This window comes from Mycoplasma sp. AC157, from assembly GCF_054343415.1.
This window is the reverse complement of record NZ_JBTGVE010000030.1, coordinates 1-10,477: the sequence shown is the minus strand read 5'-3', so window position 1 is coordinate 10,477 and position 10,477 is coordinate 1. Positions and strand designations below refer to the sequence as shown.

11 protein-coding genes are annotated in these 10,477 nt (G+C 27.7%); 6 read left to right on the top strand and 5 right to left on the bottom strand.

What is annotated here, in order from left to right; genetic code table 4:
- The 5 genes from ACXX84_RS03905 to uvrA all read right to left on the bottom strand — a co-directional run.
- The coding region (locus ACXX84_RS03905) for a hypothetical protein (protein ID WP_458572945.1) at positions 1–200 on the bottom strand (200 nt) is incomplete at its 3' end.
- A 185-nt stretch (positions 201–385) separates the two neighbouring features.
- Positions 386–1,303: an NAD(P)/FAD-dependent oxidoreductase gene (locus ACXX84_RS03900; protein WP_458560987.1), complete on the bottom strand. Its 918-nt coding sequence runs from the start codon at positions 1,301–1,303 to the stop codon at positions 386–388.
- Positions 1,304–1,330: 27 nt separating this feature from the next.
- Positions 1,331–2,278 (bottom strand): prolipoprotein diacylglyceryl transferase, encoded by a 948-nt coding sequence (gene lgt, locus ACXX84_RS03895; RefSeq protein WP_458560456.1) that lies wholly within the window; start codon positions 2,276–2,278, stop codon positions 1,331–1,333.
- Entirely contained in the window at positions 2,268–3,182 is a 915-nt protein-coding gene (hprK, locus tag ACXX84_RS03890) for an HPr(Ser) kinase/phosphatase (protein WP_458572944.1), read from the bottom strand. Before hprK ends, lgt begins: the two co-directional genes overlap by 11 nt.
- Positions 3,169–6,012, bottom strand: a complete 2,844-nt coding sequence (uvrA, locus tag ACXX84_RS03885) for an excinuclease ABC subunit UvrA (RefSeq protein WP_458572943.1) — start codon at positions 6,010–6,012, stop codon at positions 3,169–3,171. Before uvrA ends, hprK begins: the two co-directional genes overlap by 14 nt.
- Before the next feature lie 221 nt (positions 6,013–6,233).
- Between uvrA and rpsP the strand changes: the two genes are divergently transcribed.
- From rpsP to ACXX84_RS03855, 6 genes are read left to right on the top strand one after another with little or no spacing between them, the layout of a single operon-like run.
- The gene (gene rpsP, locus ACXX84_RS03880; protein WP_458572942.1) at positions 6,234–6,497 is read left to right on the top strand and encodes a 30S ribosomal protein S16; all 264 of its coding nucleotides are present in this window, start codon (positions 6,234–6,236) and stop codon (positions 6,495–6,497) included.
- A gap of 1 nt (position 6,498) precedes the next feature.
- Entirely contained in the window at positions 6,499–7,176 is a 678-nt protein-coding gene (trmD, locus tag ACXX84_RS03875; protein ID WP_458560453.1) for a tRNA (guanosine(37)-N1)-methyltransferase TrmD, read from the top strand.
- Positions 7,166–7,522 carry a 50S ribosomal protein L19 gene (gene rplS, locus ACXX84_RS03870; protein WP_436358928.1) on the top strand — a complete coding sequence of 119 codons (357 nt, stop codon included), beginning with the start codon at positions 7,166–7,168 and terminating at the stop codon, positions 7,520–7,522. Before trmD ends, rplS begins: the two co-directional genes overlap by 11 nt.
- Before the next feature lie 54 nt (positions 7,523–7,576).
- Positions 7,577–8,230: a hypothetical protein gene (locus ACXX84_RS03865; RefSeq protein WP_458572941.1), complete on the top strand. Its 654-nt coding sequence runs from the start codon at positions 7,577–7,579 to the stop codon at positions 8,228–8,230.
- Entirely contained in the window at positions 8,217–9,302 is a 1,086-nt protein-coding gene (locus tag ACXX84_RS03860) for a M42 family metallopeptidase (protein WP_458559207.1), read from the top strand. Before ACXX84_RS03865 ends, ACXX84_RS03860 begins: the two co-directional genes overlap by 14 nt.
- Before the next feature lie 9 nt (positions 9,303–9,311).
- Entirely contained in the window at positions 9,312–10,394 is a 1,083-nt protein-coding gene (locus ACXX84_RS03855) for a M42 family metallopeptidase (RefSeq protein ID WP_436358925.1), read from the top strand.
- Positions 10,395–10,477 lie beyond the last annotated feature (83 nt).

Genomic DNA, 10,477 nt, shown 5'->3' with positions numbered 1-10,477 from the left:
CCTTCTGATCCTTCAGAACCTGGAGTAGGTGTTGAAGTTTCTGTTCCTGAACCACTTTGTCCTGGGTTTGTAGGTGTTGAAGGTGTTTCAGGTTTTTTAGCTTCTTCTTTTTTTTCACAAGAAACAGCAAAAGCAAATCCTGCTAATGCTGTTGCACTCGTACCTAAAGTTAAAAGCACGTTTTTAAATTTTATTTTCATTTTTCTCCTAAAAATATTATTTTATTAATTAGTAAAATACCATTTAATTTCATGGTATTTCCATAATATTTTATATTTTTTCTTCTTTTTTTACAAAAAAAAAAAAAAAGTCTTTTTTTATTAAAAAAACAGTCTTTTTTTACTTTTTTATTATATATATCATGTTATGATTTAAAATTTTATTATTACTTTCCTAAACGATTGGTAAGAATTTTTCCTACAATAGTTCCGTCGTTTGTTGCAGTTGCTATTTGTCTAATTTCTTTTTGAGTTACATCTCCAATGGCATATATTCCTTTTTCTTTAGTTTCTTGAAAGTGATCCACTTTGATAAAACCATTTGGTTCTAAAATATTTAAGTCTTTTAAAAAACCGGTTGCAGGAATAAATCCAATGTATGGAAATAGTGAAGCAACTTTAATTGTTTGAATTTTACCATCAATTTCAACTTCTGCTTCTTCTAAAGAAGTATTTCCTTTTAATTTTAAAACTTTAGAGTTAAAGTGAACTTTAACATTTGGTTTTGACATTAATTCATCAACAAGTCTTGGTTCTGCATTAAATTTAGCATCTCTTACAAAGATATTTACTTCTGAAGCAATAGAGGCTAAGAAAGAACCTTCTTCAACAGCTGAATTTCCACCACCTATAATGATAGATGGGTTTTTACCAAATAAAGGACCATCACAAATTGCACAATAAGAAACACCGCGATGTTCAAATTCTAAAATCCCTTCAATATCCATTGGTTTTCTTTCGTTCATACCTGAAGCAACTACTACTGCTTTTGCTTTAATAATTTTTTTATTTTTTAAGTGAATTTCTTTTTCAAACTCACTTAAAGATAATACTTTTTCTACTTCTCCGTATAAATGCTCTGCACCATATTCTAAAGCGTGTTCATACATTCTTAGAGCTAAATCTGCTCCCATTACAACTTTATCTCCTGGTCAGTTTTCAATTTTTGATTGTGCTACCATTTTTCCACCAGGAGCACCTTTTTCAATAATTGCGACTGATAAATTTCCTCTAGATGCATAAATTGCTGCTGTTAAACCAGCTGGACCTGCACCTATTATTGCTACATCATAAATTTTTTCCATTTTTTTACCTTCTTTTATTTTATAATTTTAATTAATTCTTTTATAGTTTACTCAAGTAATGAAAAACATTTTTTCTTTTGTTTTCTCGTATCTTTGAACTTTATTTACTTTAATTCCTGTTTTACTAATTGAATATTTGTAATTTGCAAAAAATTGGTAATAAATTACAAATATTAAACCAACAACAATGTAAATAATAGCTAAAACAAAGTAAAATACATAAGATTCTTCTCTTAAAAATTCCATAGAAGATCTTACTATTCCGTATCAAATTAAGTAGAAACCTGCTGTAACACCAGGTTTTAATCAATTGAAAAGATTAAATATTCAAACAATTAATATATAACCAACAATTGATGTTAAAAACTCATAGAAAAATAAAGGTACTCTTAATGCTCCATCGGAATTAACAGAGTCACTAATAAACATATTTCTTACAATAGTTTCTCCAAGTCATAAGACACTACTTCCATCTACATCTATTTTTCCATAAACTTCATGGTTGGTATAATTTCCTCATCTACCAATTGCTTGTCCTATTAAAACAGCTGGTAAAATAATACTCATTGCTTTTCGATAGTCTATTACGCTTCTTTTAAAATAAATATATATTAAATCACTTATTGTAGCTAAAATAACTCCTCATTGAATTGATAAACCACCCGATCTAATATTTCATCAAGTATGTTTTAATGATTCAGCATTTCCTGCTATTAATTGTTCAAAAATAAAACCAAGTCTTGAACCAATAATAGATGTAGGAATAGTAATCATTACTAAAATTGCTAAATGATCAGTATTCATTTTTTCTCTTTTTCAAAAAAAGAAAATCGTGAAAATTGCTAAAATCATTCCCAGCATAATCATAACACTATAAACTGGTAATCAAGTTTGATTAAATAAATAATATGCCTCTCCTTCTTTAAAAGGACGTGCTTCTTTTAAATATTCAGGAAAATTTGCATTATTTGGCATTGTTTTTTATCCTTTCTTGTATTTTTTGAATTGGATCTAAACCATCCTGTTTAACCAAATAAGAATTAACAGCTGCAACAACAAGTGATGAAGTTGTTCTTCCTTGTTTAACAGGAATTTGAATTTTTTGAATAGTTCCACCTAATATATTATAATGCAATTCACTATTACCTAATCTATCAAAATTAATTGCACTATCACTTAATACTAATTCAAGAACTAAATCAATATCAAGTTTTTTTCTTATCATACTAGAACCATAAGTATGTCTAATATCAATTATTCCAATTCCTCTAACTTCTAATAAATCTTGAGTAATTGGAGATGGTTTTCCAATAAATCTTGTTCCAAGCCTAGAAATAATTACCGTATCATCACTAACAAAAGTGTGTCCATCTTGAATTAACTCAAGCACTGCTTCAGATTTTCCAACTCCTGAAGAACCTACAATTAAAACCCCAACTCCGTTTATGATAATTGCACAACCATGAACTGCTTCTTTTTTAGCAAAATATTCTGATAAAAAACTTCCTATATTTGCAATTAAAGTGGATAAATGTTCTTCACTATTAGTAACTTGTACTGAAAATTGGTTGGCAATTTCAAGTACTTCATCATATAGTTTTTTAGAAAAACCAATTGACAACATTAGCAGTGGTGGATGTTGTCCTAAAACACGAATTAATGCATTTTTCCTTTCTGTTTGGTTTAAAGAAAGTAAAAATTCCGATTCATTTGTTCCTCAAGCAACAATATTTTTGGTTAAAGTTTCATTACTTACTACACCTGCAAGTAATAAACCCGCTCTATTAATAGAAGGTCTTTTGATTTCCCCTTCTGGAAAGTTGTTGATGGGATTTAAATTAAACTCATTTATTAAAAAAGAAATTTTAATGTTTTCCATTTTTCAAGACTCCTTTTAAATATTGACCTGTAAAAGAATTTTCATTTTGAGCAACTGCTTCAGGAGTTCCTGTTGCAACTATTTTTCCACCATTAACTCCACCACCGGGACCTAAATCAATTACATAGTCTGCTACTTTAATAATATCTAAATTATGTTCAATTACTAAAACAGTTTCACCACTATCTGCTAATCTATTAAGAACTTTAATTAGTTTGGAAACATCAAGTGGATGTAATCCCGTACTTGGTTCATCAAGTACATAAAAAGTTTTTCCTGTAGGTTTTTTTTGTAAGAATTTAGCTAATTTTACTCTTTGTGCTTCACCACCTGAAAGAGTAGTTGCTGATTGTCCTAAAGTAATATAGTCAAGTCCAACATCTATTAGAGTTTTTAATTTACTTGCTATTTTAGGGCGATTTTCAAAAAATTCATAAGCATCTAGAACAGTCATATTTAGAACATCTGAAATATTTTTATTTTTATATTTAATTTCTAGAATTTCATTTTTATATCTTGTTCCATCACAGTGGTCGCAATTGATATAAACATCAGGTAGAAAATGCATTTCTATTTTTAGCATTCCATCACCTTGACATTTTTCACAACGACCATCAGAAGCATTAAAAGAAAATTTCCCTTTTAAATATCCACGACTTCTAGCTTCCTCTAAATTAGCAAAAACGTCTCTTATGTCGTCAAAAACACTTGTATAAGTTGCTGGATTTGATCTTGGAGTTCTTCCTATTGGTGATTGTGAAATTTTAATTAATTTATCGATATTATAATGTCCATTTAGTGATTGGTGTTTTCCAACTCTTACTTTTTCTTCAGAAGTCATATTTTCAAGTGCTTTAACTAAAATTTCATTAACTAAAGTACTTTTTCCAGAACCAGAAACCCCTGTAACTGCGATAAATTTACCTAATGGAAAATTAACATCAATATTTTTTAAGTTATTTTCTTTAGCTCCCTTTATAGAAATAAATTGCCCATTTCCTGCCCTTCTTTTATTAGGAATAGCAATAAAATTTTTACCTGATAAAAATTTTCCTGTTTCTGAAATTGGATTATTCATAATATCTTCTACAGTTCCCTCAGCAACTAGTTCTCCACCATTCCGACCTGCTAAAGGTCCTATTTCAATAATGTGATCTGCTTCTAAAATAGTTTCTTCATCATGTTCAACAACTATTAATGTATTACCAATTTCAACCATTTTTTTCAAAGAATTAATTAATTTACGATTATCTTTTTGATGTAAACCAATTGATGGTTCATCCAAAACATATAGAACACCAGTTAAATTTGAACCAATTTGTGTTGCTAACCTAATTCTTTGTGATTCTCCACCTGAAAGGGTTTCTGATTTACGATTTAAAGATAAATATTCTAATCCTACATTAACTAAAAAACTTAGTCTATCTTTTATTTCATTAACTAATAATTCGGCAACTTCTTTTTCAAAAGCATTAATTCTTAAATTTTGAACTTCTTTTAATGTATCTTCAATTGATAAGTTACAAAGTTCAAAAATATTTAAATCATTGATTTTTACAGCTAATGAGTAGCGATTTAATCTTGCTCCGCCACACTCATCACAATTGAATTCTGACATAAACTTCTTGTATCAATTACGAATATCTTCGCTGGAAGTTTCTAAATATTTTCTTTCAATTCTTTCTAAAAGTCCTTCAATTCTTCTTGTTCTATTGTATTTATTACCACTTTCAGATTTAATGGTATAACTAATTTCATGTTCTGAACCATATTTTAAGATATCTATTTGTTCATCAGAAAGTTCATTAATTGGTTTATTGATGTCTATATCATAATAGTTTAATAAAATTTCAAATTCTTTTCATTCAATAGATTTTCCATTAATTGGAAAAGGGAATAATTTGATTGCTCCTTCTTGAATTGAAAAGAATTTATTAGGAACTATTAAATCAAAATCCGCTCTTAAAATAACACCAATTCCTTTACATTTGTCACACATACCACTTGGTGAATTAAAAGAAAAATCCTTTGTATCAATGTGTGGCATATTAAAATCACCATATGGACAAGCTTGCTGCTTGGAAAAAGTAATTGTTTTTTGATTGAGAATTTCAACATTAACTATTCCTTGAGAATAATCAGCAGCTACATCAATGGATTCGGTAATTTTACCTCTATTTTTTTCTTCAATACTTAGTCTATCAACAACAATTTCAATGTTGTGTTTTTTATTTTTTTCTAATTTGATTTCATCTTCTTCAATTAGGAAAATTTTTCCATCAATTTTTAATCTTAAAAAACCTTCTCTCTTTAATTTTTCAATTAATTTTTCATGTGAACCTTTTTCATTTGAAACAACAGGAGAAAGGATATAAATTTTTGAATTTTCCGGAAAAGTAAAGATAGAATCAACAATATCTTTGGTTTTTTGACTTGTAATTTCAATTTTGTGTTTTGGACAAAATGGTTTTCCTATTCTTGCATATAATAAACGTAAATAATCATATATTTCAGTAATAGTACCTACTGTTGAACGCGGATTATTATGAGTTGTTTTTTGTTCAATGGAAATAGCAGGAGAAAGTCCATCAATAGACACCACATCAGGTTTTTTAGTTCCACCCAAAAATTGTCTAGCATATGAACTTAAAGAATCAACATATCTCCTTCTTCCTTCTTCATAAATTGTATTAAAAGCAAGTGATGATTTACCAGAACCAGAAACTCCGGTAAAGACAACTAACTTATTTTTTGGTATTTTTAGATTTATATTTTTTAAGTTATTTTCTTTTGCACCAACTATGGTAATAAAGTCTTGTGTATTTTTCATTTTTTAATTATACAAAAAATGTAATTTTTTTGTTTTTTTTAGTCTTTATAAATGAAAAAAATCTCTTTTTTTAAGTTTTTTAAATTTAGAAATGAAAAATAAAATCATCTGTCAAGCACTTTTACTTGACATTTTTTCAAAAAGTGGTAAAATTTATTTCATTATTAAAGCATTAAATAATTTAATAAAATAAGTAAGTATAAAAAACAAGAAAGGAAAATATGGTAAAAATTAGATTAAAACGTTTAGGAAATAAATTCAATCCTATTTACAAAGTTGTTGCTGCTGATGCAAGAGCACCAAGAGATGGAAGATTTATTGAAGTATTAGGACACTATAACCCAAGTTCTAAAGAATTAAAACTTGAAAAAGAATTAATTTTAAAATGATTAAACATTGGAGCAGTACCAACTGAAACTGTTAAAACTTTATTGAAAAAAGAATCAATTTTAAGCGAATTCGCTGCTTCTAAAAAAGCAAAATAATATGAAAATTAACTTTTTGACACTATTTCCGAATTATTTCGAAATATTTAAAAGTGAATCTATAATTGCAAAAGCAATTGAAAAAGGAATCATTGAAATAAACATCATAGATATAAGAAAATTTTCACAAAACAAACATAAAAAAGTTGATGATCAAATTTTTGGTGGCGGTCATGGAATGCTTTTACAAATAGAACCAATTGATTTAGCGTTGCAAACAGTTGGCGGTAAAAAAATTGTTATGAGCCCACAAGGAAAAGTTTTTAATCAACAAAAAGCAAGAGAATTATCTAAAGAAAAAGAGATAACAATAATTGCAGGTAGATATGAAGGTTTTGATGAAAGAATTATTGATTATTTAATTGATGAAGAAATTTCAATAGGTGATTATGTCTTAACAGGTGGGGAATTACCTGCTATGATAGTTGCTGATTCTGTAATCAGATTGGTTGAAGGTGTTATAAAGGAAGAATCCCATTTAAATGATTCTTTTGAAAATGAAGGATTATTAGATTATCCACAATATACCAGACCTAGAAATTATAAAAATATGTTAGTTCCAGAAGTTCTTTTTAGTGGTCATCACAAAAAAATAGAAGAATGGAAAAAACAAAAGCAAATTGAAAAAACTAAAAAAAATAGACCAGATATTTTAGAAAGGAAAGAAAATGCAAAATAAATTAATGGAAATTGTTGAAAGTTCACAATTAAGAACTGATTTACCTAAATTTAAACAAGGTGATAATGTTAAAGTTCACGTAAGAATTAAAGAAGGTTCAAAAGAAAGAATCCAAATTTTCGAAGGTTTAGTTATAGCAATGAAAAACGAAGGAACTAGAGAAACCTTTACTGTTAGAAAAGTTTCATACGGTATTGGTGTTGAAAGAACATTTCCTTTAAATTCACCTACAATTTCTTCAATTGAAGTTGTTCGTTCAAACAAAGTTAGAAGAGCAAAACTTTACTACATGAGAGATAGAAAAGGTAAATCTGCTAGACTTAAAGAAATTAGAATTAAAAAATAATAAAACAAATATAGATGATTATTATATTATCTATATTTTTATTAAAGTTAAAATATGAAACCAAATTATTATGAAGAAATTATTGAAATAATTAACAAAGAAAAAGAACTTATAAATAAAAAAATATTAATTGAAACTGAATTAAGTGCCCCTTGAATTCCTGAAACTTACAAGCAAAAATTTGAAAAAATGCTTTTTGAAACTAATCAAGAACTTCTTGCAAGCACTAAAAAATTCCAAACCAAAGCAATAATAGATATTTCTTTTAATGAATTGCAAACCACTTTAGAAAATGCTAATGAAGAAACTTTTAATGCTTGTTTAGAATTTATCAAATTAGCAAATACAGAGAAATATAGTTCAATTTTTGAATCAATATTCAATAGTAAAAAGTTAAGTTTGTTATCTAAAAACAAAATTTTGTTAATTTTGCTAGATAAAGAAGATAATTTAACTTTCAACTTTGAGTATGAAAATAAAAAAAAGCAAATTCAAACAAAAACATTCAATGAAAATTTTATATTGCCATTAGTAGATTCAATTAATGATTTTATTGAAACAACCTATAAAAAAGAAATGTTTAAAAAAGAGAAAGCTTATTCAATTTTTAGCAACTTTTTCCTAGAAAATCTTATAATTATAAATAGGTTCTCATTTGAATACATACAAAATGAAATTATACAAGGAGTAGAAAATGAAAAACAATAAAGAAGAAATATTTAAAAAACTAAAAGAATATATGGAAATAGAAGGTGTTTCTAGAAGAGAAGAAAAAGTAGCAAATAAACTAAAAAGCAACACTATGAGTGAAAATTTAAATTATGAATATGATAATTTTGGTTCACTTATTATCACCAAAAAAAATCATAATCAAGGACCTAAAATTATGGTTACAGCTCATATGGATGAAGTAGGTTATACTGTTCTTGATATTCTAGAAAACGGACAAGTTAGAGTTGCAACCATTGGTGGTATATGAGCTAATGTTATAATAGGAACAAAAGCAAAACTTGTAACTAGCGAAAATAAAGAATTTTACGGGGTTTTTGGTCATACTTCTATTCATATTTTGGAAAGAGAAAAAATTCAAAAAGCTGTAACAACAAAAGATTTATTTGTTGATTTTGGTTTTAAAGATAAAAAAGAAGCTGAAGAACAAGGTGTACAAGCAGGAGATATTATCTACATTCACGGTGAAACATTTAGATTATTTAATCAAGATTTAGTTGTTGGTAAAGCAATGGATAACCGTGCAGGTGTTACTGTTTTAGATTTTCTTGTTAATAATCTAAAAGATGAAAAATTAAATAATATACCATATTTTGTTGGAACAGTTCAAGAAGAAGTGGGAACTAGAGGTGCAAAAACTTCTGTTTCAAAAATAAATCCAGATATAGCAATTGCTATCGATACAACCGCTTCTCACGATACTTATCAAACTATCAGCGGAAGACAAAAATTAGGTGATGGAGTTGCAATTAGAGTTCAAGATCGTGGAACTATGATGGATCCAAAACTTATAGAAGTTTTAATGCAATTGGCTAAAAACAAAGGTATAAAAATTTATAAATTTGTAGCACAAGGCGGTGGAACAGATGCTGCTGAATTACAATATGGAAAAGGTGGTGTTGCTACCGTAACAATCTCAATACCACAAAGATATTTACATTCTCCACTTGGAGTTTGTGATTTAAATGATTTACAAGCAGTAATTCAATTATTAACTGAATTTTTCAAATTTATGAATAATGAAGAATATAATAAAATACAATATAAATAAGGAGCAAAAATGAATAACAAAGAACAATTATTTTTAAGATTAAAAGAATACATGGAAATAGAAGGTGTTTCTAGATACGAAGACCAAGTTGTAGAAGCATTAAGAAAAAACACTAAAGATGCTAATGTAGAATATGCAAGAGATAGAATGGGAAGTGTTATTATAACTAAAAAAGATCATAATCATGGACCTAAAATTATGCTTGCTGCACATATGGATGAAGTTGGTTTTTCAGTTCTTGAAATTTTAGAAAATGGACAAGTTAGAGTTGTAACCATTGGTGGAGTATGACCTAATGTGGTAGTAGGAACAAAAGCTAAACTTATAACTACCGAAAATAAAGAATTTTACGGGGTTTTTGGTCATACTTCCATTCATATTTTGGAAAACGAAAAAATCCAAAAAGCTATAAACATTAAAGATTTATTTATTGATTTTGGTTTCAAAGACAAAAAAGAAGCTGAAGAACAAGGAATTCAAATTGGTGACAGAATCTATATGCATGGAGAAACATTTAGATTATTCAATCCTGACTTAGTTGCTGGTAAAGCGATGGATAACCGTGCAGGTGTTACAGTAATTGATCAAATCATTAACAGACTAAAAGATGAAAAATTACCAAATAGACCTTATTTTGTTGGAACAGTTCAAGAAGAAGTGGGAAGTAGAGGAGCAAAAACTTCTGTTTCTATAATTGAACCAGATATCGCTTTTGCAATTGATACTGGAGCTTCCCACGATACTTATCAAGCAATTACTGGAATTCCTAAATTAGGAGCAGGAGTTGCAATTAATGTTCAAGATTTTGAAACATTAATGGATCCAAAATTAGTACAAATTTTAATGGATTTAGGTAAAAAACATAATATTCCAGTTTATAAATATGTAGCACAAGGTGGTGGAACAGACGCTGCTGAATTACAATATGGAAAAGGTGGTGTTCCAACAATTAGTTTATCAATTCCACAAAGATATTTACATTCACCTTTAGGAGTTGCTTCATTATTCGATATTGAAGCAATGATTAATTTAATGGTTGAATTTTTAAAAATATTTGATGAAAAAATGCTTGATTCTATTAGATATAAATAAAAACAAAATTCTTCTTTTTAGGAGAATTCCTTAAATGAAATATAAAGTGCACCAGTGTTTTTATAACCTATTTGTATTTTATA